Source organism: Variovorax sp. Varisp36, from assembly GCF_047304235.1.
In the GTDB taxonomy this organism is placed as follows: Bacteria; Pseudomonadota; Gammaproteobacteria; order Burkholderiales; family Burkholderiaceae_C; genus Variovorax.
The window spans coordinates 1-23,228 of sequence record NZ_JBGLYU010000050.1 but is presented as its reverse complement, the minus strand read 5'-3'; the positions used below and the strand labels follow the sequence as shown (position 1 = coordinate 23,228).

The following is a 23,228-nucleotide window of genomic DNA, read 5'->3' as shown; positions in this document are numbered from 1 at the left end:
CGCAGGAAAGCGGGGGCAGCCAGCCCGCGCCCGGGCTGCCCCGATCAGGCGCTCATTCTTCCAAACTCAACGCTACACGGGCGGGCGCAAGTGGAAGCCGTGGCGTGAGCAGGGCCGGCACATCGGCCGCATCGCCGTAGGCATGTTGAAGCGAAAGCCAATCCGGCATGGGCCTACGAACTCTCCCGCTGCTCGATGTGGAACGGAATCAGCACCGTCTCCGCAGGCGGCCGCTGCCCTTCGCGCGTGCCGTCGATCACGCGCAGCAGCAGCTCTCCGGCCGCCTTGCCGATGCCCACGCAATCCACTGCCACGGTGGTGATGCGCGGGTGGCAGGCGCGTGCCACCTCGAAGTCGCCGAAGCCCGCGATCGCGATGCGGCCGGGCACTTCCCAGCCGCGGCGCTGGCATTCCATCAGCGCGCCGAAGGCCGAGAGGTCGGACACGCAGATCACCGCATCCACGTCGGGCCATTGCCGAATCAGCTGCGCCACCGCCTCGCCGCCTTGCGCCATCGAAATGGGTGGCTGGCCGAAGCTGATGACGTGGCCGTCGGGCAGACCCAGTTCGCGGATCGCCTGCGCATAGCCGCGCTGGCGGTCGGCGCCGCGCGTGTCGCGGTTCGAGGTGCCGCCGATGAAGGCGATGCGCCGGTAGCCTTTGCCGTGCAGATGCCGCACCATCGAGGCCGCGGCCTCTGCGTTCGAGAAGCCGACCGTGTGCTCGATGGGCGTGGCGGGCAGGTCCCAGGTCTCGACCACTGGCACACCGGCGGCCTGCAGCATCGCGCGTGCGGCGGGCGTGTGCGAGCCGCCCGTGAGGATCACGCCCTCTGGCCGGCGCGCGAGCATGGCGCGCAGCAGGCGCTCTTCGGTTTCCACGCGGTAGTCGGTGTAGCCCAGCAGCACCTGGAGGCCGCGCGCTTCGACGGCCGCGGTGATGCCCTGCGCGGTTTCCGAAAAGTTGGAGTTGTTGAGCGAGGGGATCAGCACCGCGATGAAGCCCGAGCGCTTGCTGGAGAAGGTGCGCGCCGTCTGGTCGATGACGTAGCCCATTTCCTCGCAGGCCTGCAGGATGCGCTGGCGCAGCGCCTCGGAGGTCACGCGGTCGCTGCTCGCGCCCCGGTTGAGCGCGCGCGACACCGTCATCTTCGATACGCCGACGCGCGCGGCCACGTCGGCCATCGTCGCAGGACGGGCGAGGGGGGCGGTGGTGGCTTTGTTTGAGGGCAAGGGCTTCTTCTTTCTCTCTCTCGGAAATGCGGGTTCGAGGATATGCGACACAGCATCTGATACCGATAACCTTTGATTCGCCGAGTTTGATGCATAAAGAATACAGCGAATTACGATTTCATAAGAATGAAAGATGGCGAAATAGGCGTACGGGAAAGACCTAGGTTACCGGTATCTTTTCGAGTGCACACTGCGAACCCCAACTTCAGGGACCAGCGCTGTGGCCATGACCATCGAAGTCTTCGACTCCCGTTTTGCCTCCGTCGCCCGCGATGCCGGCCCGCTCGAATGCCTGTGCACCGGCGCTGCCTGGAGCGAAGGCCCGGTGTGGATGCGCGAGGACGGCGCGGTGCTGTGGAGCGACATCCCCAACAACCGCATGCTGCGCTGGCATGCCGAGGCCGGCATGAGCGTGTGGCGCGAGGGCGTGGAGTTCACCAACGGCCACACGCGCGAAGCCGATGGCTCCCTGCTGCACTGCTCGCACGGCCGGCGTGCCATCGTGCGCACGCGCTTCGGCTCGGGGCTGCTGCCTCTGAACGACGAGGTCGTGGTCGACCGCTACCAGGGCCGCCGCCTCAACTCGCCCAACGACATCGTCGTGAAGCGCGACGGCAGCATCTGGTTCACCGATCCGCCGTACGGCATCGTGTCCGACCATGAAGGGCACAAGGCACAAAGCGAGTTGGGCCGCAACCACGTGTTCCGCTTCGATCCCGCGAGCGGCGCGCTGCGCTCGGTGAGCGACTTCGTCGAGGAGCCCAACGGCCTGGCCTTCTCGCCCGACGAAAGCCTGCTCTACGTGAGCGACACGTCGGCCGCGTTGCGCACCGACGGTTCGGGGCACCACCACATCGTCGCCTTCGACGTGATCGGCGGGCAGGACCTCGGCAACCCGCGCGTGTTCGCGGTCGTGGAGCCGGGGCTCGCGGACGGCTTTCGCGTCGACGTGCACGGCTTCGTCTACACGAGCAGCGCCGACAGCGTGCAGGTCTACCACCCCGACGGCACGCGCATGGCGCGCATCGCGGTGCCGGAGAAGGTGGGCAACCTGACCTTTGGCGGCAGCGACGGCAACGAGCTGTACGTGTGCGCCTCGACCTCGCTCTACCGCATCCGCCTGAACACCCGCGGGGCGGCTGGCGCATGAGCACCGCTTCTCCACTGCTGCAGTTCCAGTCGATCAGCAAGCGCTTCGGCGGCACGCAGGCCGTCGACAGCGTCACGCTCGACGTGCGCGCCGGAGAAATCCTCGCGCTGCTCGGCGAGAACGGCGCGGGCAAGTCGACGCTCATCAAGCTGCTCGCCGGCATCCATCCCGCCGACCAGGGCGAGATTCTTTTCGACGGCAAGCCGCAGGCCGACTGGCGGCGCAGCGACCGGCGCGAGCAGCCGGTCGCTTTCATCCACCAGGACCTCGGCCTCATTGAATGGATGACGGTCGCCGAGAACGTGGGCCTGGGCACCGGCTACCCGCGCCGCTTCGGCCTCATCGACTGGAAGGCCGCGAACGACACGGCGCGCCGCGTGATGGCGCGCGTGGGCTGCGACATCGACCCCGGCCGCCGCGTGTTCTCTCTTACGCGCGCCGAGAAATCGCTGCTCGCCATCGGCCGCGCGCTCGAAGTAAAGGCGCGGCTGCTGGTGCTCGACGAGCCCTCGGCCAGCCTGCCGATGAGCGACGTGGAGCGCATGTTCGGCGTGCTGCGCGAACTGCGCCGCCAGGGCATGGCGATGCTGTACGTGTCGCACCGGCTCGACGAGGTGATGGCGATTTCAGACCGCGCGGCCGTGATGCGCGACGGCAAGCTGGTGGCCGTGAAGACCACGACGCAGACGAACGAAGGCGAGCTCGTCGGGCTCATCGTGGGCAAGGCGCTGTCGGCTTCGGTGCAGAAGGCGAAGGCTCCGGCGCGGCGCGAGCCCGTGCTGCAGCTCGACGGTGCGGCCAGCGGCAACGCCGGCCCGCTGAGCTTGGCGGTGCACCGCGGCGAGGTGCTGGGCCTCGTCGGCCTGCGCGGTGCGGGCCACGAGGCCATCAGCCGCGCGATCTTCGGCCGCGAGCCGTTGTCGGCCGGCCGCATGCAGCTGCTCGGCAATGCATGCGATTTCACTTGCCCGGCCGACGCCATTCGAGCGGGCGTGGCCTACGTGGCGGGTGAACGCCTCGAGGAAAACCTCGCCGGCTCGATGACCGTGCTCGAGAATCTCTTCCCCAACGCGGCGCTGCACGGCGACCGCGGCCTGGCCTTCGACCGCCCGCGCCGCGAGAACGGCCACGCGCTCTCGCTCATCCAGCGCTTCGACATCAACCCACCCGCGCCTTCGGCCGAAGTGCAGCAGCTCTCCGGCGGCAACCAGCAGAAGGTGGTGCTGGCGCGCTGGTTCCATCTCGACAAGCCGCTGGTGGTGCTCGAGGAGCCCACCGCCGGCGTGGACGTCGGCGCCAAGCGGCAGATCTACGGCGTGCTGCGCGAGCGCGCCGAGGCCGGCACGGCGCTGGTCGTCGTCTCCACCGACTTCGAGGAAATCGCGACCGTGTGCACGCGCGTGCTCGTGTTCCGCGACGGCCTGATCGCCGCCGAACTCACGGGCGAGGCGATCACGGTTGAAAGACTCCTGGCATTGGCAGCAGGCGCGGCAACGCGCGAGGAAATATCAGCATGAGCAGTTCGATCAAGTCCACGGCGCTGGAGCCCGACAAGTCCCTCGACGGCGAGGCCATCTCCCTCGCGCAGGGCATCGGCCGCGCGATGCCGGTCTACGGGCTGGTGGTGCTGATGGTGGCGCTGGCGCTGCTGTTCTCGCTGCTGCTGCCCGACACCTTCCCGACGCTGTTCAACCTGCGCGCGATCCTGGCCGACAAGTCGGTGATCGCGCTGCTGGCGCTGGCCGCGACCATCCCGATGATCACCGGCAAGATCGATCTCACGGTGGGCTACGGCATCGTGCTGTGGCACATCCTCGCGATCAGCCTGCAGACGCAGCTCGGCCTGCCGTGGCCGGCGGCAGTGCTCGTCGTGCTGCTGTGCGCTGCGCTGTTCGGCGTGCTCAACGGGCTCTTGGTCGAGCTCGCGCAGATCGATTCGTTCATCGCCACGCTGGGCACCGGCACCGTGATCTACGCGGTGGCCATGTGGCACAGCGGCGGTCGGCAGGTGGTGGGCGAACTGCCCGATGGTTTCGTCGGCATCGCGGGTGGCAGCCTGCTGGGGCTGCCGGTGGGCGCGTTCTACGTGCTCGCGGTGAGCCTCACGCTGTGGGTGGTCACCGAATTCACGCCGCTGGGCCGCGCGCTGTACGTGATCGGCGCGAACCCGAAGGCGGCGCAGCTCAACGGCATTTCGGTGCGCAGGCATGTGATGGGCGCGTTCGTCGCGTCGGGGCTGCTGTCGGGCTTCGCGGGCGTGCTGCTCGCATCGCGGCTGCAGATCGGGCAGGCGAGCGTGGGGCTCGAATTCCTGCTGCCGGCGCTGGTCGGCGCCTTCCTCGGCTCCACCACCATCCGGCCCGGCCGCGTGAACGTGTGGGGCACGCTGGTCGGCGTGGCCATTCTTGCCATCGGCATCTCGGGCATCCAGCAGTTCGGCGGCGCCTTCTATGTGGAGCCGCTGTTCAACGGCCTGACGCTGCTGGTGTCCATCGGCATCGCGGGCTGGGCGCAGCAGCGGCGCAACCGCTCGATCAAGCGGCGCATCGCCGAGCGCCAGCTCGACCACGTGCAGTCCGTTCCCATCACAACCACCGGAGACAAAGCATGAAGAAGAGTGTTCACGCACGCGCGGCCGCCGCCGTGCTGGCCCTGTGCGCCGCCACGCTGGCGCACAAAGCGATGGCCGACGACTTTCTCGCAGCGGCGAAACAGAAGGTCGAGGTCGCGACCATGACCAAGGAGAAATGGGACGGCCCCACCGCCGGCCCGAAGGCCGCCGCCGGCAAGACCATCGTCTTCGTCGCGGGCGACATGAAGAACGGCGGCATCGTCGGTGTCAGCAAGGGTGTGGAAGAAGCGGCACGCGCCATCGGCTGGACGGTGCGCGTCATCGACGGGCAGGGCACTGTGAGCGGCCGCACCGCCGCGCTCAACCAGGCGTTGGCCGTCAAGCCGGCCGGCATCGTGGTCGGCGGCTTCGACACCACCGAGCAGAAGGCCGCGTTCTCGGGCGCGGCCAAGTCGGGCATTCCGCTGGTCGGCTGGCACTCGGGCGAGCAGCCTGGCCCCAACGAGAAGGCGGGCCTCTTCGCCAACGTGACCACGGTGACCGACGACGTGGCCGACGTCGCCGCCTCGTGGGTGGTGGCCGATTCGAACGGCAAGGCCGGCGTGGTGATCTTCACCGACTCGCAGTACGCGATTGCGCTCTACAAGGCGCGCGCCATGGAGGCCGTCATCAAGAAGTGCGGCGGCTGCACCGTGCTGAGCTTCGAGGACAGCCCGATCGCCGAAAGCTCCACCCGCATGCCGCAGCTGACCACCTCGCTGCTGCAGCGCTTCGGCGACAAGTGGACGCACTCACTGGCCATCAACGACCTGTATTTCGACTTCATGGGCCCGTCGCTCACCGCGGCCGGCAAGAAGGGCGACGGCAACCCGAAGGCGGTGTCGGCCGGCGACGGCTCCGAGGCCGCGTACCAGCGCATCCGCACGCAGCGCTTCCAGGCCGGCACCGTGCCCGAGCCGCTGAACATGCAGGGCTGGCAGATCGTCGACGAACTCAACCGCGCCTTCGCCAAGGAGAAGTGGTCGGGCTACGTGCCCAGGGTGCACCTCGTGACCGTGGGCAACGTGGGCAAGGACGGCGGGCCGAAGAATGTGTTCGATCCGGACAACGGGTATCGCGACAAGTACAAGGCCGTGTGGGGCAAGTAGGGCGCGTCGCTCGATGTCTTCCGCCTGAGCGCGAAGGCGCTCAGAGCCAGTTGCCGCTCTGCGGCATCTGCACCTTCTCGGCCGGGTCGCTGCCCGTGACGAACGAGCCGATGAAGATGCTCAGCAGCGAGATGAAGATGCTCGCGAACAGCGCGGTCCAGAAGCCCGACACCCGGAAGCCTTTCACCAGCGCGGCTACCAGCAGGATCATCAGCGCGTTGATGACCAGCAGGAAGAGCCCGAAGGTCACCAGCGTCAGCGGCAGCGTGAGCACGATCAGCAGCGGCTTGACGATCGCGTTGGCCAGGCCCAGCAGCAGCGCCGAGACCACCAGCGCGCCGGTGCTGTCGAACTTGAGCCCGCGAAAGAGGTGGCTGGCCACCCACAGAGAGAGGGCGGTGATGGCCCAGTGGATGAGGAAGGGGGTCAGGTTGTTCAGCATGGGGTTCGGGTTGCACAAGCAGATGCCATGTTAGCCGGGGTGCCTGTGCCCACCCCGCCCGCCGGCAGGGCATGAATCCTTCCTGCTTAAGGTCCGGATCGGCGGGCGCCGTTTTCGAAGGTTACCTGGTGAAACGATGTTGGGCGGCCCGTTAAGATCCCCGGTCTTATGGCCAATGCGTCGATCGCCAGCATGACCCCCGCCCCGGCTTCGGCCGACGAAGCCGAATCATGGGTGCGCGGCGAACTCATTCGCAGCCTCATGCGCTCTGCGAAGGGCTCGTATTTCGTTTCGGGTGCGCTGATGCCGGCAATGGTCGGCCTGAGCTGGGCCTACGTGCCCCGCTGGGAACTGCTGACCTGGCTGGTGGCAGGCTTGCTCGCCACCGCCTGCCGCGCCTGGGGCGCACAGGTCTACGCGGTGCGCTATGCCGGGCGCAGTGCGGCGGCGCAGCAGCAGTTCACGGAACGCTATGGCTTCGTCTGGAGCACCAGCGCGGTGGTGTGGGGCCTCTCGGTGCTGCTGTTCTTCGAGCGCACGCCGCAAGTCAACCAGTTCATGAGCTGGCTCATCGTGGCCGGCGTGGGCACCTTTCCGCTCAACGGGCTGGCGCTGCATCCGCCGCTGCTCAAGCGCTACGTCAACACGCTGTTCATCACGATGCTGGGTGCGGTGTTGCTGCGCCTGGCCTCGATCACCCTGCAGCATCCGCAGTTCCAGTTCGGCTACCTGATGCCGGTGCTGCCGGTGCTGCACTGGTTCCTGCTGCTGCGGGCGGGGCGGCACATTCACGAGACGGCGCGCAACAGCCTGGAGCTGCTGTTCCATAACCATATCCTGATCAAGTCGCTGACCCAGCAGCGGCAGGCGGCGGTATCGGCCGTGGCCATGAAGAACCGCTTCCTGGCCAGCGCTGCGCACGACATGCGCCAGCCGGTGCTGGCACTTTCGTTGTACGCAGACTGGCTGCGCAACGAGCCTGAACTGGTGCTGGAGCTCGCGCCCAAGATCGTGCGCGCCACGCACGCAGTGAATGCACTGTTCGACTCGATGTTCGACCTGGCGCGCATCGATTCGGGCCAGGTGCGCCTGCACGTCGAGCGGGTCGACATGTCCGAGCTGCTGCACGACCTCGAACTGCAATACCGCCCGGTAGCCGAGAGCCGCGGACTGGACTTCCGCGTGCACGCGTGCGAGGGCTCGTTCCTGACCGACCCGATCCGCGTGCGCCGCATGATCGGCAACCTGCTGGCCAACGCGATCAAGTACACGACGGAAGGCGGCGTGCTGCTGGCCGCGCGGCAGACGCGCGACGGCCTGCGCGTGGAGGTGTGGGACACCGGCATCGGCATCGCGCCCGAGCATCTGCGCGACGTGTTCCTTGAGTTCTACAAGGTGGCGGACCATGCCGGCACCTCCGACGGCTTCGGCCTCGGGCTGGCCATCGTTGCGCGGCTGTCGCACGTGCTGGGCCACCCTGTCAGCGTGCGTTCGCGCCTGGGCCGCGGCAGCGTGTTCCGGGTGGCGCTGCACGACGCCGACGAGGCGGTGGCGCAGGCGCGGGTGAGTGCGTCGGGTGGTTGAGCAATCGTCCTCATGTGCTCTTGCGCCGCCCATAAAAAAACCGCGCTGATGCGCGGTTTTTCATTTCCAGAAACCCCGAGGGGGTTAACCAGATAGCAAACCGTTCGTGCGCGCGTAGTGCAGCGCCTGCGTACGGCTCTTCACGCCCAGCCTGCGGAACAGGCGCCACAGGTGCACCTTCACCGTGTGCTCGCTGATCTCCAGGTCGGTGGCGATGTCGCGGTTGCTCATGCCCTTGTCGAGCATGGCGATCAGCTGCGTCTGCCGCTTCGAGAGCTTGCCGCTGTTGGCGGCCGGCATCTCGTCGGCTTCGTCTTCCGAGCCTGCCATCAGCAGGCCGCGCAACGCCGCCGCCAGCTCGTTGGAGCTGGCCGACTTCTCGATGTAGGTGTCGGCGCCGGCCTCGATGCAGGCGTCCTCCATGTCCGCGGACGGCGCTGCCGAATACACGGCGATCGGCACGTTCGGATAGACCTGCTTGACCGCGATCACGCCCGACACGCCATTGGTGTCCGGGAGCTTCAGGTCCAGGCAGAAGAGGGTCGGCGCGCCACGCTGCTGCACAGAGCCCGCGAGCTTGTCGAGGCGCTCGAGCTCGACGATGTTCTCGGCCGGGCGCAAGCGCCGCAAGACCATCACGATCGCGTCGCGCATCAGGGGGTGGTCGTCGATGACATAAATGCTCATGTTTTCTTCCTTTGTGATCGCACCGTCTTCTCTCGTCCTGCTCACCGGCAGGTAAGCCGATGGGTTTGCCGGATCAACTCCCGCTGGTCGTGGGTGTTGCCTCCGCCAGTGCCTCAAGCGCCTCGGTGACGGCGCGTGTTTCTTCTGTTCCGATGGGGTCCAGCTGGCCGGCCAGCGCGGCCAGCGCTTCGCCGCGCTGCGTCTGCAAGAGCGCGATGGTACGGCCCGCTTCCTGCGGCGATGCGAATCCACGGCTCTGCAGCAGGGTTTCGCCGCGCGCATCCAACAGCTTGAAATAGAACAGCCCGTCCGCCTTCTCGCGGTACTGCTTGAAACTGGGTTTCGCGACCTTGGCCGCCCGGGCTTGCCCGGCGTCCTTGCCGGCCGCGAGATTGCGCAGGCCGACCGCATGGCGCAGGCTGGCCATGAAGGGCTTCGACAGGGCCTGCGCCTTCGCGGCGCCGGAGAGCAGGATGCGCTCGATTTGGGCCGGGTCGTTCATGAGCGCGTCGTAGCGTGCGCGCAGCGGCGCCACTTCCTGGTCGATGCGCTCGAACAGCAACTGCTTGGCGTCGCCCCAGCCGATGCCGTCGGCGTACGCCTTGCGCAGCGTCTCGGTTTCCTCGGCGCTGGCGAAGGCCTGGTAGATCTGGAACAGTGCCGAGCCTTCGGTGTCCTTGGGCTCGCCGGGCGCGCGCGAGTCGGTCACGATGCTGGCAATCTGCTTTTGCAGCTGCGCGCGCGGCGCGAACAGCGGGATCGTGTTGCCGTAGCTCTTGCTCATCTTGCGGCCGTCGAGGCCGGGCAGGGTGGCCACCGCGTCGTCGATCTCGGCTTCGGGCAGCGTGAAGTGCTCGCCGTACTGGTGGTTGAAGCGCTGCGCCATGTCGCGCGCCATCTCGATGTGCTGCACCTGGTCGCGGCCCACGGGCACCTTGTGGGCGTTGAACATCAGGATGTCGGCGCCCATGAGCACCGGGTACATGAAGAGGCCGGCCGTCACGTCGGCGTCGGGGTCCTCGCCCTTGGCCACGTTCTTGTCGAGCTGCGCCTTGTAGGCATGCGCGCGGTTGAGCACGCCCTTGCCGGTCACGCAGGTGAGGAACCAGGTCAGCTCGGGGATCTCGACGATGTCCGACTGGCGGTAGAAGGTGACGCGCTCGGGGTCGAGCCCGCAGGCCAGCCAGCTGGCGGCAATCTCGAGGGTGGAGCGCTGGATCAGCGCCGGCTCCTGCACCTTGATGAGCGCGTGGTAGTCGGCCAGGAAGAAGAAGCTCTGCACGCCGGGCGCGACGCTTTGCCGCACCGAATGGCGGATCGAGCCGACGTAGTTGCCGAGGTGCGGCGTGCCCGAGGGCGTGATGCCGGTCAGGACGCGCAAGGAAGCTTTGGAAGACGAGGCCATTTGACGAAGAACTTAACGCAGCGGAGAAAGAAGGAGATTGATGAAGTCGTAGCCAAGGGTCATCAATGGCCGCATCCAGAAGGTGTCCAGGATTCTTGCAATGATCAATCCCATCACAATAAAGAAGCCAAAAGGTTCAATGCGGGCCAGGAAATTCTGTGCGGGCCCATTTGGCAGCAAGCCGGCGAGCACGCGCCCACCATCGAGCGGCGGTAGCGGGAACAGGTTCAAGGCGCACATGACGAGATTGACCCGGATGCCGGCTTCCGCCATCTCGCGAAAGAATTCCTCATCGATATCGAGAAGCTTGAGCGACGCCCAAACCAGCGTCCAAAGCAAGGCCTGAATGAAGTTCGACATCGGCCCGGCCAGCGCCACCCAGATCATGTCGCGCTTCGGATGGTGCAGCCGCCCGAAGTCGACCGGCACCGGCTTGGCATAGCCGAACAGGAAGGCGCCCGAGGTCGCGAAGTACAGCATCAACGGCATCAGGATGGTCCCGATGGGATCGATGTGTTTCATCGGGTTGAGGGTGACGCGTCCCATGACCTCGGCCGTGTTGTCGCCGAAATGGCGTGCCACATACCCGTGTGCCGCCTCGTGCACTGTGATCGCGAAGATCACCGGCAGCGCGTAGATCAGGATGGTCTGTATCAGGTTGGAATCCACTGGGCGATTGTGTCAGATGGGAGTGGTTATCAGCCCGATTTCAGAGGCCGAGCACGGCCAATGCACCGCGTCCCTGACGCACCACGACCGGGTCGTCGCCCGTGCCCATGGGCGTGAGGTCGACCACGGTGGTCGGTTGCGAAGGGCAGGCGCCGGCATCGATGACCGCGGCGATCTGCTTCTCGAAGCGCTCGCGGATGGTCTGCGCGTCGTTCAGCGCATCGGTCTCGCCGGGAGCGATCAGCGTGGTGGCCAGCAGCGGCGCGCCGTGCAGCGACAGCAGCTCCAGCAGCACCTTGTGGTCGGGCACGCGCAGGCCGATGGTCTTGCGCTGCGGATGGCTCACGCGGCGCGGCACTTCCTTGGTCGCTTCGAGCAGGAAGGTGTAGGGGCCGGGCGTGGCCGCCTTCAGCAGGCGGTACTGCTTGTTGTCGACGCGCGCGTAATTGGCCAGCTCGCTCAGGTCGCGGCACAGTAGCGTGAGGTGGTGCTTCTCGTCGACCTGGCGGATGCGGCGCAGCTGGTCGACCGCGTCCTTGTCGTCGAGGTGGCAGGCCAGCGCGTAGCTGGAGTCGGTGGGCACGGCCACGATCTCGCCGCGCGCCAGCAGCGTGGCGGCCTGCTTCAGCAGCCGCTGCTGCGGGTTCTCGGGGTGGACTTCGAAGTACTGGGCCATGAGGGAAAGATCTCCTGATCAGGATTCGGCGGGTTCGATGGGCACGCGGCGCTCGCGCACCGTGAGCCACGCACCGGCCGCGCCGCAGACCGCGATCAGCGCCATGCCGATGAGCGAATAGCGGTCGGGCATCTGTGAAAAAACGAGCCAGCCGCCCAGCATGGCAAAGGCGATCTGGGCATAGAGGTACGGCGTGAGCGTGGACGCCGGCGCGCGCTGGTAAGCCAGGATCAGGATGAAGTGGCCCACCGTGCCCATGAAGCCCATCAGGCACAGCAGCGCCCACCATTGCCACGAAGGCAGGGCGGCCCATACGAAAGGCAGCGCGAACGACGCGAGCAGCGTGCCGACCCAGCCCGTGTAGAAGTGCATGGTGAGCGGGTTCTCGGTCTGCGCCAGTTTGCTGGTGAGCACCTGGAACCACGCGTTGGTCAGCACCAGCCCGATGGGCAGCAGGACCGCCCAGCCAAAGGCCTCGCCGCCCGGGCGCAGGATGACGAGCGTGCCGATGAAGCCGCCCGCCACCAGCATCCAGCGCAGCGGCGAGACCTGCTCCTTGAGCACGGTGGCCGCCAACAGCGTGATCACCAGCGGCGCGATCAGCACGATCGAAGTGAACTCGGCCAGCGGCATGTAGCGCAGGCTCAGGAAGGCCAGCGTGCTCGACACCAGCAGCAATGCGCCGCGCAGCAACTGGTAGCGCGGGTGCCGCGTGCGCAGCAGCGCCGTGCCGTGCAGCGGGAGCAGCACCGCCGTGGTTGCCACGGCCTGGAAGGCATAGCGAAACCAGACGGCCATCAAGATGGGCACGCCGATGGTCGAGAACTTGGTGGCGGTGTCGAGCGTGGCGAAGCAGGCGCTCGACACCAGCACCATGCCGATGCCCGCGAGGATGCGTTCCGATTCCTTGCTGCGGCTGCGCTGCTGCGCCACGCGCGCATTCGCCAGCGCAACGGTAGCCGCGTTGTCGATACCGGGCCCGGAACTCTGCCTCACTGCTGGATGCGATCGCCGAGCAGTTCCCACACAGGAGTGAGCGCACCGGGCAACGGCGGCAGCTTGCCGAGGTCGCAGTGGCTCTCGTCGGGGCTGTGGAAATCGCTGCCGCGCGAGGCGGCGAAATCGAACTCGAGCGCCTTGTCGGCGTACTCGACGAACTCGGCCGGCGTGTGGCTGCCGGTGACGACCTCGATCGCCTTGCCACCGTGCGCCTTGAATTCGAGGAACAGCGCGTACTCCTCGTTGGCCGTGAACTTGTAGCGGCCCGGGTGCGCGATCACGGCCATGCCCTTGGCGCCGGTGATCCATTGCACCGCGTCCTTCAGCGTGGCCCAGCGGTGCGGCACGTAGCCGGGCTTGCCTTCGGTGAGGAACTTGCGGAACACCTCGGGCGTGTCGCGGCAGTGGCCCTTCTCGACGAGGAAGCGCGCGAAGTGCGTGCGCGAAATGAGTTCGGGGTTGCCGACGAACTTGAGCGCACCTTCGTACGCGCCGTGGATGCCGACCTTGGCCAGCCCCTCGGACATTTCCTGTGCGCGCTTGCCGCGGCCCCCGCGCGTGTCGTAGAGGCCTTGCGACATGGCCGCGTCGTCGGCATCGAAGCCCAGGCCGACGATGTGCACCGTTTCGCCCGCGAAGGTCACGGAGATCTCGGTGCCGGTGAGGTAGCGCATGCCGTTGGCACGGGCCGCGGCGGCGGCGCGATGCTGGCCGCCGACCTCGTCGTGGTCGGTGAGGGCCCAGAGTTCGACCCCGTTGGCGGCTGCGCGCGCGGCCAGTTCTTCGGGCGTCAGCGTGCCGTCGGAGACCACGGAGTGGCAGTGAAGATCGGCATTGAGGATGGAGGACACCCCGCCATTCTAGGGGGTCTGGAACATCGATGCGGGCGCATGGATGCTGCGCGAGACGCTACTAAATAAATAGCATTACTGCGCCGTGGCATGGGGCTCAGCGCTTCTTGCGGAAAGCCGCCCAGGCCGCCACCGCGGTGAAGCTCGCGACGATCGCCACCACGATCCAGAAGCCGTGCTTGTGGTCCGCCAGCGGAATGCCGCCCACGTTCATGCCGAACAGGCCCGCCAGTATGTTGATCGGCAGCGCCAGCACCGTGACCACCGTCAGCACGAACAGGCTGCGGTTGTTGTCCTCGTTGACGTTGGCGGCGATCTCTTCCTGCAGCAGCTTGATGCGCTCCTGCAGCGCCTGCATGTCGCGCAGCACCACCGAGAACTCCTCGGTCGAGCCGCGCAGCGCCTGCGCGTCGGGCTCGGACATCCAGCCCGGAGGCCCCTGCAGCAGGCGGAACAGCGCGGCCGGCTCCGGCGCCAGCAGCCGCTGCAGCCGCACCAGCAGCCGGCGCAGCACGCCGAGCCGCGCGCGCTTGTGGTCGAGGCGGCCGGCGAGCAACTCGTCCTCGATGCGGTCGATGCGCGAGGTGACGCCGCGCACGATCTTCACCAGCACATCGGCCTGCGCACGCAGCAGGTGCTCGAGCAGCTCGGTGCTCGAGCGCGGCGCGTCGCCCGCCTTCACGGCCGTGCGCAGCGTGTCGACCGAGCGCAGCGGCTTGGTGCGCGCCGTGACCACGAGGCGCGGGCCCACGCTGATCCACAGCGTGGAGATGTCCGAGGGCTCGAAGCTGAACTCGAAATGCACGTCGTTGATGACGGCGATCAGCGAATCGTCGTCGCGCTCGATGCGCGTGGAGGGCAGGCCTTCGTGCAGCGTCTCGTAGAAAGTGTCGGAGAGGTTCGCGTGCCGCAACAGCCAGCGCTCCGCATGCGCGTGGCTCAGGTTGAAATGGAGCCAGACGTACGCGGGGTTTTCCTCGGTGCATTCACGGTCGCGCTCTTCGGCCAGCCATGCGGCGGCTTGCGCCGAGTCGATGGCCCGCGCGGGCTCGGCTGCCGAGGCGTCGAAGAGGTAACCGGAGATCAGCCCGGCTTCGTCGCCGCCATAGGACTGGGCGGCGAGGTCATGGAGTGCCGACAAGATGCGTGGTCAGAAGATGCGGGTGAACAGCCAGTAGAGCGACCCCGACAGCAGCATCGCCACCGGCAGCGTCAGCACCCAGGCCAGCGCGAGGTTGCGCAGCGTGGACATCTGCAGGCCCGAGCCGCTGGCCGTCATGGTGCCGGCCACGCCGGAGGACAGCACGTGCGTGGTCGACACCGGCAGCCCGTACATGTCGGCCGCACCGATGGTGATCATCGCCACCACTTCGGCCGAGGCGCCTTGCGCGTAGCTCAGGTGCGTCTTGCCGATCTTCTCGCCCACCGTGACCACGATGCGCTTCCAGCCGATCATCGTGCCCAGCCCCAATGCGATGGCGACCGCAACCTTGACCCACAGCGGGATGAAGCGTGTCGCATCGTCCAGCTCCTGGCGGAACGCGCCCACGCGCAGCTTCGTCTCGCCGTCGAACCTGGCGGCGCCGCTCTTGTCGAGGTGGCGGATGGCTTCGGAGGCCAGGTACATGTCGTTGCGCACGTTGGCGACGGCCTCGGCCGGCACCGCTGCGAGCGAACCGTGCCTGTGCACCTGCTCGCCGATGCTGCCCGCGGTCGCGGCCAGCGCGGGCACCACCGCGGGGCCGAACTCGCGCGTGCGCACGTAAGTGGAAAGCGTCTCGCGCGCAGCGGCGGGTTGCGGCGCCGCCTGCTGCGCGGGCAGCGAACCGGGCACGCTGCGGTTCAGCGCGTTCTGCGCCATCTCGGCCACTGCTACGAACTTCACGGTCTCGTTGGCGGGCATCGCGCGGTTCAGCGCATAGGCCATCGGCACCGTGCCCACGAGGATCAGCATGATCAGTCCCATGCCCTTCTGGCCGTCGTTGGAGCCGTGCGCGAACGACACGCCCGTGCAGGTCAGGATCAGCAGGCCGCGGATCCACCACGGCGGCGGCTCGCTGCCCTTGGGCTCTTCATACAGTGCGCGGTTCTTCACGAAGGCGCGCAGCGCCAGCAGCAGAAGGGCGGCGCAGCCGAAGCCGACCATCGGCGACAGCAGCAGCGAATAGCCCACCTTGGTGGCCTGCGCCCAGTCGACACCGCTGGTGCCGTCGCGGCCATGCATCAGCGCATTGGCCACGCCCACGCCGATGATCGAGCCGATCAGGGTGTGCGAGGAAGAAGCCGGCAGCCCGAGCCACCATGTGCCCAGGTTCCAGATGATGGCGGCGATCAGCAGCGCGAACACCATCGCGAAGCCCGCGCCCGAGCCCACCTGCAGGATCAGTTCCACCGGCAGCAGCGCGATGATGCCGAAGGCCACCGCGCCGCTGGACACCAGCACGCCCAGGAAGTTGAAGAAGCCCGACCACACCACCGCGAAGTTGGGCGGCAGCGAGTGCGTGTAGATCACCGTGGCCACCGCGTTGGCCGTGTCGTGGAAGCCGTTGACGAACTCGAAGCCCAGTGCAATCAGCAAGGCCACGCCCAGCAGGATGTAGGGCACCCAGGTAGTGACCGGCGCGCCCGAGGCCGTGACGTCTCCGACCAGGCTCCAGGCCGTGAAGAGCAGGCCGGCGGCCAGCAGGCCCACGAAGGTGATGAGCGTGAGCGGGCCGGGCTTGGCGTCGAGCCTGGGCCGGTGCGCCGAGGACGCGGACGGCAACTCGGCATGCGGGGCTGCGAGCGTGTTCATGGGCGATTCTGGGGTGTTGGAATGGCTTCGGATGGTGTTCGCGCCGTGTGACAACGGCGTGTCAATCGGCTTCGGGCCGTCACGCAGCCGTCATATGGGGCGAGCAGCATGCTTTTTCCGACCCTTTCACCTTCTTCTTGCCCACCATGCTGACGAGCGCACTTCCCGACCACGAAGACCTGATGCAACGCATCGCCCGCGACCTGATCGACAGCTACGACGAAGAGCTCGAACTGGAGATCGAGGACCGCAACATCGACGGCCTCGATCCGTCAGCCGCCGTGTCCGCCGACAAGGCTGCCCGCCAGGCCTACTTCAAGGAGCTGTTCCGCCTGCAGGGCGAACTGGTCAAGCTGCAGGACTGGGTGCAGCACAGCAAGCAGAAGGTCGTCATCCTGTTCGAAGGCCGCGATGCGGCGGGCAAGGGCGGCGTCATCAAGCGCATCACGCAGCGCCTGAACCCGCGCGTGGCCCGTGTCGCCGCATTGCCCGCGCCCAACGACCGCGAACGCACGCAGTGGTACTTCCAGCGCTACGCCGCGCACCTGCCCGCCGCGGGCGAGATGGTGCTGTTCGACCGCAGTTGGTACAACCGCGCCGGCGTCGAGCGCGTGATGGGCTTCTGCACGGACGACGAGTACGAGGAGTTCTTCCGCACCGTGCCCGAGTTCGAGAAGATGCTGGTGCGCTCGGGCATCAAGCTCATCAAGTACTGGTTCTCCATCACCGACGACGAGCAGCACATGCGCTTTCTCGGCCGCATCCACGATCCGCTCAAGCAATGGAAGCTGAGCCCGATGGACCTCGAGAGCCGCCGCCGCTGGGAGGAATACACCAAGGCGAAGGAAATCATGCTGGAGCGCACCCACATCCCCGAGGCGCCGTGGTGGGTGGTGCAGGCGGTCGACAAGAAGAAGGCGCGGCTGAACTGCATCAGCCACCTGCTGGGCCAGCTGCCCTACAACGAGGTGCCGCATCCGCCGGTGGAGCTGCCGGAGCGCGTGCGCCATGCGGACTACCTGCGCCAGCCCGTGCCGGCCAACATGATCGTGCCGGAGATCTACTGAGGCGCCGGATGGCGGGGGGCCGCCGTTTGGCCGCCCGGCGCTTTGCCTTCACACTGCGCGCCATGGCCCGTCGTTCCACCGCTTCCGTCTTCGCCCGCGCCTACGAGCGCAACCTCAAGGCACTCACCAAGCTCACGTTGAGCAACAGCAAGCGCGTGGCGGGGCAGGTGCAGCGCGCCACCGCCAAGCGGCTCAAGCCGCCGCCAGGCCGTGGCGACTGGCTCAGCGGCATGGCGATGGGGCCGGGCGGCGCGCGCGGCTATCACCTGTTCCGTCCGGCCGACCTGCAACTGCAGCCCGGCGAGAAACTGCCGCTCATGGTCATGCTGCACGGCTGTGGCCAGACCGGGCGCGACTTTGCCGCGAGCACGCGCATGAACGCGCTGGCCGTGCGCCAGCGTTTCCTGGTGCTCTATCCCGAGCAGGACCGGATCGCCCACCCGCAGGGCTGCTGGAACTGGTACGAGCGCCGCTCCGGCAAGGCCGACGCCGAAGCCGCGACGCTGATGGCCGCCATCGACCAGGCCTGCATGTTGTATCCCGTGGACCGCGACCGCGTGGCGCTTGCCGGTCTCTCGGCCGGCGCCAGCATGGCGGCCCTGCTTGCGACGCGCTATCCGAACCGCTTCCGTGCCGTCGTCATGCATTCGGGTGTGGCGCCCGGCGCGGCGAAGTCGTCGGCCACCGCCCTCGGCGCCATGCGTGGACAGAATGTGCCGCCGATGCCTGCCACGGCGGTCGGCAAGGCGATGGGCGCCGCGGCCGTCTTCACCACCTTGCCGCCGATGCTGGTGTTGCACGGCGATGCCGACGCGGTGGTCGCGCCGAGCAATGCCGTCAGCAGCGCCGCGGTGTGGGCCACGGCCGTGGGCGCGCGGCCCGGACTGCCGCGCGACATGCAGCGCGGCAAGCGCCGCGCAATGCGCGTGACCGACTTCAGGCGCAAGGGCCGCGCGCTCGTCACGCTGTGCGAGATCGCGGGGCTGGGCCATTCGTGGAGCGGCGGCGCGCCGAAGCTGCTGTTCAGCGACCCCGAGGGGCCCGATGCCACGCGCATGGCCTGGGCGTTCGCGGCGGCGCAGTTCAAGGCCGCAGTGCCGTAGCGAAGGCCTGAAGAGAGGAGGCGCTATGCCGTGGCGCCTTCGCGCGCGGCCGCCCGCCACGCACCGGGCGCAATGCCCTTCTCGCGCTTGAAGGCCTTGCTGAATGCGGCCTCCGATTCGTAGCCCACCGCGCTTGCGATCGCGCCCACCGCGGCATCGCCCTGGCCGAGCATGTTGCCGGCCTTGAACATGCGCCATTGCGTGAGGTACTCCAGCGGCGACTGCCCCACACGCTCGCGAAAGCGCTGCGCGAAGGCGGAGCGCGACAGGCTCGCGGCACCGGCCAGCGCCTCCACCGTCCAGCCGTGTGCGATGTCCTTGTGCATGGCGCGCAGGGCCGGGCCGATGCGCGCGTCGGCCAGCGCGGCCAGCCAGCCGGTCTGCGATTCGCCATTCGCCGCGACGTGCGCGCGCACCGCCTGCACGAACACGATGTCGGCCAACCGGCTCACGAGCAGGCTGGAGCCGAGACCCGGTTCGCCGGTTTCCATGGCCAGCAGCTGCAGCGTGCCCTGCAGCGCCAGGGCGCGTGCCTGCTCCATCTTCACGTGCAGCAGCACTGGCAACAGCGCCAGCAGCGGCTGCGCGGCGCGCTGGTCGAAGTGAAACCAGCCGCAGATCACCGAGGCCGCGGTGCCCGTGCCGCCCAGTTCCACCAGTCCGCCTATGCGGTCGCGCACGACGGAGGTGCAGCTCACCGTGGGCGTGTTCGGATGGTCGCGCAGCACGTAGGGCGTGCCGTGCGCCAGCACATAGCAGTCGCCCGCCGCCAGCGCCACCTGCTGCGCCACGCCCTCGACCTCGAGCAGGCAGCCGCCGCGCACCACGAGCCCGAAGCGCGCGCTCTCGCCGCCGGCCAGGCTCAGGCCCCAGGGTGCGCCGGCCTCGAGGCGGGCATACAAGGCGCTGCGCACGCGCATCGCGGCAAAGACATCGTCGAGCGGGTCCATGGGCGGCTCCTGTGGTGTTGGACGAATGGACAAGAAGGGTGGATTTTCAGGCATTCACTGTCCAGCAGTCGAGGCCGAAACTGCGGCTTCACTCTTGCAGCACACCGGAGCAGACCATGAATGAACGCAATGAATCCGCCGAACTCGCCGAGCGCTACGTCGCAGCCTGGAACGAGCCCGATGCCACCGCGCGCCGCACTGCGATCGCCGGCCTCTGGGTGCCCGAGGGCGAGCACTACGTGCGCACGCTGCAGGCCAAAGGCTACGAGGCGCTGCATCGGCGCGTCACCGGCTCGCACGAGAAGAACGTGCGCGATGCGGGCTTTCGCTTCGTCTGCGCGGGCGATGCCCAGTTCCTGCACGACGCGGTGATGTTCCATTGGCACATGGTCCCGGCCGCGGGCGGCCCGGTGGCCGCGCTGGGGCTGCAGTTCCTGGTGCTGGCCGGGGACGGCCGCATTGCCGTCGATTACCAATTCATCCTGCCGACGCCTTCCGTCTGAGCGGCCGGCGCATCGGCCATGACCTCGCAGGTCATTGTCGTCGCGCCCCTTTCTCCCAACACTGGTTACCACCATGACTCAGTCGAACATCGCTGCCTCGGCAGCATCGCTTTCTCCATCGGGCGGCCAGCAGAGCGCAGGCGCGACCGGGCCCGGCCGGCTCGGCTTGTGGGTCATGCTCAGCGGCACTTTCCTGGTGGTGCTGGATTTCTTCATCGTCAACGTCGCGCTGCCGTCGATGCAGCGCGAACTGCTGGCGAGCGCCGGCACCCTGCAGCTGGTGGTGGCGGGCTACGGACTGGCCACCGCGGCGGGACTGATCACCGGCGGCCGGCTCGGCGACCTGTTCGGCAGGCGCCGCATGTTCATGCTGGGCCTGCTGCTGTTCACGCTGGCCTCCGCGGCCTGCGGCTTCGCGCCGAATGCCGAGATGCTGGTGGCCGCGCGCGTGCTGCAGGGCCTGGCTGGGGCGCTGCTGCAGCCGCAGGTGCTGGCGATGATCGGGCTGGCCTACATCGGCGAAGGCCGGGCGCGCGCCTTCGCGGCCTACGGGCTCACGCTGGGGCTCGGTGCCACGCTCGGGCAACTGGTCGGCGGCCTGCTGATCCACGCCGATCCGGCGGGGCTCGGCTGGCGCAGCTGTTTCCTCATCAACGTGCCCATCGGGCTGCTGGCATGGGTGCTCGCGCCGCGCGTCATTCCGCCGCTGGCGAACAACGGCAACAGCAGGCTCGACCTCGCCGGCATGCTGCTGGCGGCCGCGGGCTCGGTGGCCGTGGTGCTGCCGCTGGTGGAAGGGCGCGAGCAAGGCTGGCCGCTGTGGAGCTGGCTGTGCCTTGCGGCCGCGCTGCCCTTGCTGGCCGCATTCGCTTTTCAGCAGCGCCGGCTCGCCCTGCGCGGCGGTGCGCCGCTGGTGGCGCCGGCGCTGCTGGCCAACGGCCGCTTTGTCACGGGCCTGCTCACCACGCTGGCCTTCTACGTGGGCAACGCCTCGCTGTACTTCGTGCTGGCGCTGTACCTGCAGCAGGGCCTGGCGCTGGGCCCGTTGGCGTCGGGCATGGTCTTCACTTCGCTGGCGGTCGGTTTCTTCGCGACGTCGATGGCCGGTGCGCGCCTCGCACGGCGTTTCGGCGGCAAGCCGCCCATCGCGCTCGGCGCCCTCGTGCTGGCGGCGGGGCATGCGCTGCAGTTCGTCAACGTGGCGGGATGGGCGGGCCACTCGCATGTGGTCGCCTGGATGGTCCCGCTGCTGCTGGTGCAGGGCGCAGGCCTCGGCATGGTGATGGCGCCGCTGGTGTCCACCGTGCTGGCCGGCCTGCCGCCGCAGCATGCGGGCGTGGCCTCGGGCGTGCTGTCGATGGTGCAGCAGGCGAGCAATGCGCTGGGGGTGGCGTTGATCGGGATCCTGTTCTATGGGAGGCTGGAGAATGCGACGGACACCGCTGCGTATTCGGGCGCGTTCGGGGTGGCGCTGGTGTACCTGATGGTGTCGGCTCTTCTCGTCGCGATGTTCCACTGGCGAGGCACCCGGCCCTCGCCGCCCCGGTTGTGACGCCTGCCCAATCCGGGTATGTGCATGCCCGGATGGGCTTCTTCCCTGGAGCCGTGCCACACTCGCCGCCCGACGACTGGTGTGCCATGGAATCCGATCTGACCTCAATCACCCAAGCCTTGCGCGACTTCGCCCAGGCCCGTAACTGGGAGCAGTTCCACTCCCCCAAGAACCTCGCGTCGGCGCTCTCGGTCGAAGCCGCCGAGCTGCTCGAACATTTCCAGTGGCTCACCGAAGCGCAGAGCCGCTCGCTGCCGGCCGACAAGCGCGCCGAGATCGGCACGGAGATTGCCGACGTCTTCCTCTACCTGCTCCAGCTTGCCGACAAGCTCGGCATCGACCTGGTGGAAGCGGCAAGAAGCAAGATGCTGGTCAACGCCCGGAAGCACCCGGCACCGCCGCCGTCCGCCTGAGTACCTCCGTGTACGCCACCCGGCGTATTTCCCCGTCCTGGTGCATTCCGCAAACTCCCTCCCACGCCAGCACAGCGCTGGCGCCAAGGTCAACCAACCCCGGAGCAGGAGTCCACATGCAACGTCGTTTCACACTCAAGGCGCTCACCGCCGCCGTCGCGCTGGCCAGCATTTCTGCTGCGCCCGCCTTTGCCGCCGACACCATCAAGGTCGGCGTGCTGCACTCGCTGTCGGGCACGATGGCCATCTCGGAAACCGTGTTGAAGGACACCGTTCTGATGGCCATCGACGACATCAACAAGAAGGGCGGCGTGCTGGGCAAGCAGCTCGAACCCGTGGTGGTCGACCCGGCCTCCAACTGGCCCCTGTTCGCCGAAAAGACCAAGCAGCTGCTCGGCCAGGACAAGGTGTCGGTGATCTTCGGCTGCTGGACCTCGGTGTCGCGCAAGTCGGTGCTGCCGGTGGTCGAGGAAATGAACGGGCTGCTGTTCTACCCCGTGCAGTACGAGGGTGAAGAGCTCTCGAAGAACGTGTTCTACACGGGCGCCGCGCCCAACCAGCAAGCCATCCCGGCCGTCGACTACCTGATGAGCAAGGAAGGCGGCGGCGCCAAGCGCTGGGTGCTGCTGGGCACCGACTACGTGTACCCCCGCACCACCAACAAGATCCTGCGCGCCTACCTGAAGAGCAAGGGCGTGAAGGACACCGACATCGACGAGAAGTACACGCCGTTCGGCCACAGCGACTACCAGACCATCGTTGCCGACATCAAGAAGTTCTCGGCCGGCGGCAAGACGGCGGTGGTCTCGACCATCAACGGCGACTCCAACGTGCCCTTCTACAAGGAACTCGGCAACGCCGGCCTGAAGGCCAAGGACGTGCCCGTGGTTGCCTTCTCGGTGGGTGAAGAAGAGCTGCGCGGCGTGGACACCAAGCCGCTGGTGGGCCACCTTGCCGCATGGAACTACTTCATGTCGATCAAGAACCCGACCAACACGGCTTTCATCAAGCAGTGGAGCGAGTACGCCAAGGCCAAGAACATCGCCGGCCACAAGGACAAGCCGCTCACCAACGACCCGATGGAAGCCACCTGGATCGGCATCCACATGTGGAAGCAGGCGGTCGAGAAGGCCAAGTCGACCGACACCGACAAGGTGATCGCCGCCATGGCCGGCCAGACCTTCACGGCCCCCTCGGGCATCGTGTCGAAGATGGACGAGAAGAACCACCACCTGCACAAGAGCGTGTTCATCGGCGAGATCAAGGCCGATGGCCAGTTCAACGTGGTGTGGAAGACGCCGGGCCCGGTCAAGGCCAAGCCGTGGAGTCCGTACATCGAAGGCAACGACAAGAAGCCGGACCAGCCGGCTGGCAAGTCGCTGTAAGTGTGCTTTTCTCCCTCCCCCGCTGGGGGAGGGCAGGGATGGGGGC

Annotated in this window: 22 protein-coding genes; 11 read left to right on the top strand and 11 right to left on the bottom strand. The window is 67.6% G+C overall.

Annotated elements, in window-relative coordinates:
- Positions 1 to 173 precede the first annotated feature (173 nt).
- Positions 174 to 1,184: a LacI family DNA-binding transcriptional regulator gene (locus ACCD11_RS23690; RefSeq protein WP_413315695.1), complete on the bottom strand. Its 1,011-nt coding sequence runs from the start codon at positions 1,182 to 1,184 to the stop codon at positions 174 to 176.
- A 274-nt stretch (positions 1,185 to 1,458) separates the two neighbouring features.
- Here ACCD11_RS23690 and ACCD11_RS23685 point away from each other — a divergent pair, with 274 nt between their 5' ends.
- The 4 genes from ACCD11_RS23685 to ACCD11_RS23670 are packed head-to-tail and all read left to right on the top strand — an operon-like array spanning position 1,459 to position 6,102.
- The gene (locus ACCD11_RS23685; RefSeq protein WP_413315677.1) at positions 1,459 to 2,382 is read left to right on the top strand and encodes an SMP-30/gluconolactonase/LRE family protein; all 924 of its coding nucleotides are present in this window, start codon (positions 1,459 to 1,461) and stop codon (positions 2,380 to 2,382) included.
- Positions 2,379 to 3,899, top strand: a complete 1,521-nt coding sequence (locus ACCD11_RS23680) for a sugar ABC transporter ATP-binding protein (protein ID WP_413315676.1) — start codon at positions 2,379 to 2,381, stop codon at positions 3,897 to 3,899. Before ACCD11_RS23685 ends, ACCD11_RS23680 begins: the two co-directional genes overlap by 4 nt.
- Complete coding sequence (locus ACCD11_RS23675) at positions 3,896 to 4,993, top strand: ABC transporter permease (RefSeq protein WP_413315674.1); 1,098 nt, start codon at positions 3,896 to 3,898, stop codon at positions 4,991 to 4,993. Before ACCD11_RS23680 ends, ACCD11_RS23675 begins: the two co-directional genes overlap by 4 nt.
- Complete coding sequence (locus ACCD11_RS23670) at positions 4,990 to 6,102, top strand: substrate-binding domain-containing protein (RefSeq protein ID WP_007836015.1); 1,113 nt, start codon at positions 4,990 to 4,992, stop codon at positions 6,100 to 6,102. Before ACCD11_RS23675 ends, ACCD11_RS23670 begins: the two co-directional genes overlap by 4 nt.
- A 40-nt stretch (positions 6,103 to 6,142) precedes the next feature.
- Here the strand turns inward: ACCD11_RS23670 and ACCD11_RS23665 are convergent, their stop codons facing one another.
- Positions 6,143 to 6,544 carry a phage holin family protein gene (locus tag ACCD11_RS23665; RefSeq protein ID WP_056593660.1) on the bottom strand — a complete coding sequence of 134 codons (402 nt, stop codon included), beginning with the start codon at positions 6,542 to 6,544 and terminating at the stop codon, positions 6,143 to 6,145.
- A 168-nt stretch (positions 6,545 to 6,712) separates the two neighbouring features.
- On the opposite strand from ACCD11_RS23665, the gene shkS reads away from it, so the two are divergent.
- A complete protein-coding gene (gene shkS / locus ACCD11_RS23660) occupies positions 6,713 to 8,128 on the top strand; it encodes a surface-behavior sensor histidine kinase ShkS (RefSeq protein ID WP_007837192.1) in 1,416 nt (471 codons plus the stop codon).
- Between the two features lie 84 nt (positions 8,129 to 8,212).
- Here the strand turns inward: shkS and ACCD11_RS23655 are convergent, their stop codons facing one another.
- The 8 genes from ACCD11_RS23655 to ACCD11_RS23620 form a co-directional block, all read right to left on the bottom strand.
- Positions 8,213 to 8,815 carry a LuxR C-terminal-related transcriptional regulator gene (locus ACCD11_RS23655; RefSeq protein WP_007837193.1) on the bottom strand — a complete coding sequence of 201 codons (603 nt, stop codon included), beginning with the start codon at positions 8,813 to 8,815 and terminating at the stop codon, positions 8,213 to 8,215.
- Positions 8,816 to 8,888: 73 nt separating this feature from the next.
- Positions 8,889 to 10,220 carry a tryptophan--tRNA ligase gene (locus ACCD11_RS23650; RefSeq protein WP_413315673.1) on the bottom strand — a complete coding sequence of 444 codons (1,332 nt, stop codon included), beginning with the start codon at positions 10,218 to 10,220 and terminating at the stop codon, positions 8,889 to 8,891.
- A 12-nt stretch (positions 10,221 to 10,232) separates the two neighbouring features.
- A complete protein-coding gene (locus tag ACCD11_RS23645) occupies positions 10,233 to 10,889 on the bottom strand; it encodes a site-2 protease family protein (RefSeq protein WP_413315672.1) in 657 nt (218 codons plus the stop codon).
- 40 nt (positions 10,890 to 10,929) lie between these two features.
- Positions 10,930 to 11,565, bottom strand: coding sequence for an L-threonylcarbamoyladenylate synthase (locus ACCD11_RS23640; RefSeq protein ID WP_413315671.1), 636 nt, complete (start codon positions 11,563 to 11,565; stop codon positions 10,930 to 10,932).
- Between the two features lie 18 nt (positions 11,566 to 11,583).
- Positions 11,584 to 12,561, bottom strand: a complete 978-nt coding sequence (locus tag ACCD11_RS23635; protein ID WP_413315669.1) for a DMT family transporter — start codon at positions 12,559 to 12,561, stop codon at positions 11,584 to 11,586.
- Positions 12,558 to 13,415 carry a 3',5'-nucleoside bisphosphate phosphatase gene (locus ACCD11_RS23630; protein WP_056593640.1) on the bottom strand — a complete coding sequence of 286 codons (858 nt, stop codon included), beginning with the start codon at positions 13,413 to 13,415 and terminating at the stop codon, positions 12,558 to 12,560. The genes ACCD11_RS23635 and ACCD11_RS23630 overlap by 4 nt, the downstream gene beginning before the upstream one ends.
- 97 nt (positions 13,416 to 13,512) lie before the next feature.
- On the bottom strand, positions 13,513 to 14,556 hold the full coding sequence (locus tag ACCD11_RS23625) for a transporter (RefSeq protein ID WP_007837212.1): 1,044 nt from the start codon (positions 14,554 to 14,556) through the stop codon (positions 13,513 to 13,515).
- A 9-nt stretch (positions 14,557 to 14,565) separates the two neighbouring features.
- Positions 14,566 to 16,209 carry an inorganic phosphate transporter gene (locus ACCD11_RS23620; RefSeq protein WP_413315667.1) on the bottom strand — a complete coding sequence of 548 codons (1,644 nt, stop codon included), beginning with the start codon at positions 16,207 to 16,209 and terminating at the stop codon, positions 14,566 to 14,568.
- 146 nt (positions 16,210 to 16,355) lie between these two features.
- Between ACCD11_RS23620 and ppk2 the strand changes: the two genes are divergently transcribed.
- Positions 16,356 to 17,276: a polyphosphate kinase 2 gene (ppk2, locus tag ACCD11_RS23615; protein WP_413315666.1), complete on the top strand. Its 921-nt coding sequence runs from the start codon at positions 16,356 to 16,358 to the stop codon at positions 17,274 to 17,276.
- A 62-nt stretch (positions 17,277 to 17,338) separates the two neighbouring features.
- Positions 17,339 to 18,379 (top strand): alpha/beta hydrolase family esterase, encoded by a 1,041-nt coding sequence (locus ACCD11_RS23610; protein ID WP_042674074.1) that lies wholly within the window; start codon positions 17,339 to 17,341, stop codon positions 18,377 to 18,379.
- Between the two features lie 23 nt (positions 18,380 to 18,402).
- Here the strand turns inward: ACCD11_RS23610 and ACCD11_RS23605 are convergent, their stop codons facing one another.
- Complete coding sequence (locus ACCD11_RS23605) at positions 18,403 to 19,329, bottom strand: AraC family transcriptional regulator (RefSeq protein WP_413315664.1); 927 nt, start codon at positions 19,327 to 19,329, stop codon at positions 18,403 to 18,405.
- A 116-nt stretch (positions 19,330 to 19,445) separates the two neighbouring features.
- On the opposite strand from ACCD11_RS23605, the gene ACCD11_RS23600 reads away from it, so the two are divergent.
- The 4 genes from ACCD11_RS23600 (at position 19,446) to urtA (ending at position 23,182) form a co-directional block, all read left to right on the top strand.
- A complete protein-coding gene (locus ACCD11_RS23600) occupies positions 19,446 to 19,832 on the top strand; it encodes a hypothetical protein (RefSeq protein ID WP_007837222.1) in 387 nt (128 codons plus the stop codon).
- A 73-nt stretch (positions 19,833 to 19,905) separates the two neighbouring features.
- Entirely contained in the window at positions 19,906 to 21,384 is a 1,479-nt protein-coding gene (locus ACCD11_RS23595) for an MFS transporter (RefSeq protein ID WP_413315663.1), read from the top strand.
- Positions 21,385 to 21,470: 86 nt separating this feature from the next.
- Positions 21,471 to 21,797, top strand: a complete 327-nt coding sequence (locus ACCD11_RS23590; protein ID WP_413315662.1) for a nucleotide pyrophosphohydrolase — start codon at positions 21,471 to 21,473, stop codon at positions 21,795 to 21,797.
- Positions 21,798 to 21,913: 116 nt separating this feature from the next.
- The gene (gene urtA / locus ACCD11_RS23585; RefSeq protein WP_007837226.1) at positions 21,914 to 23,182 is read left to right on the top strand and encodes an urea ABC transporter substrate-binding protein; all 1,269 of its coding nucleotides are present in this window, start codon (positions 21,914 to 21,916) and stop codon (positions 23,180 to 23,182) included.
- The last annotated feature ends 46 nt before the right edge of the window (positions 23,183 to 23,228 follow it).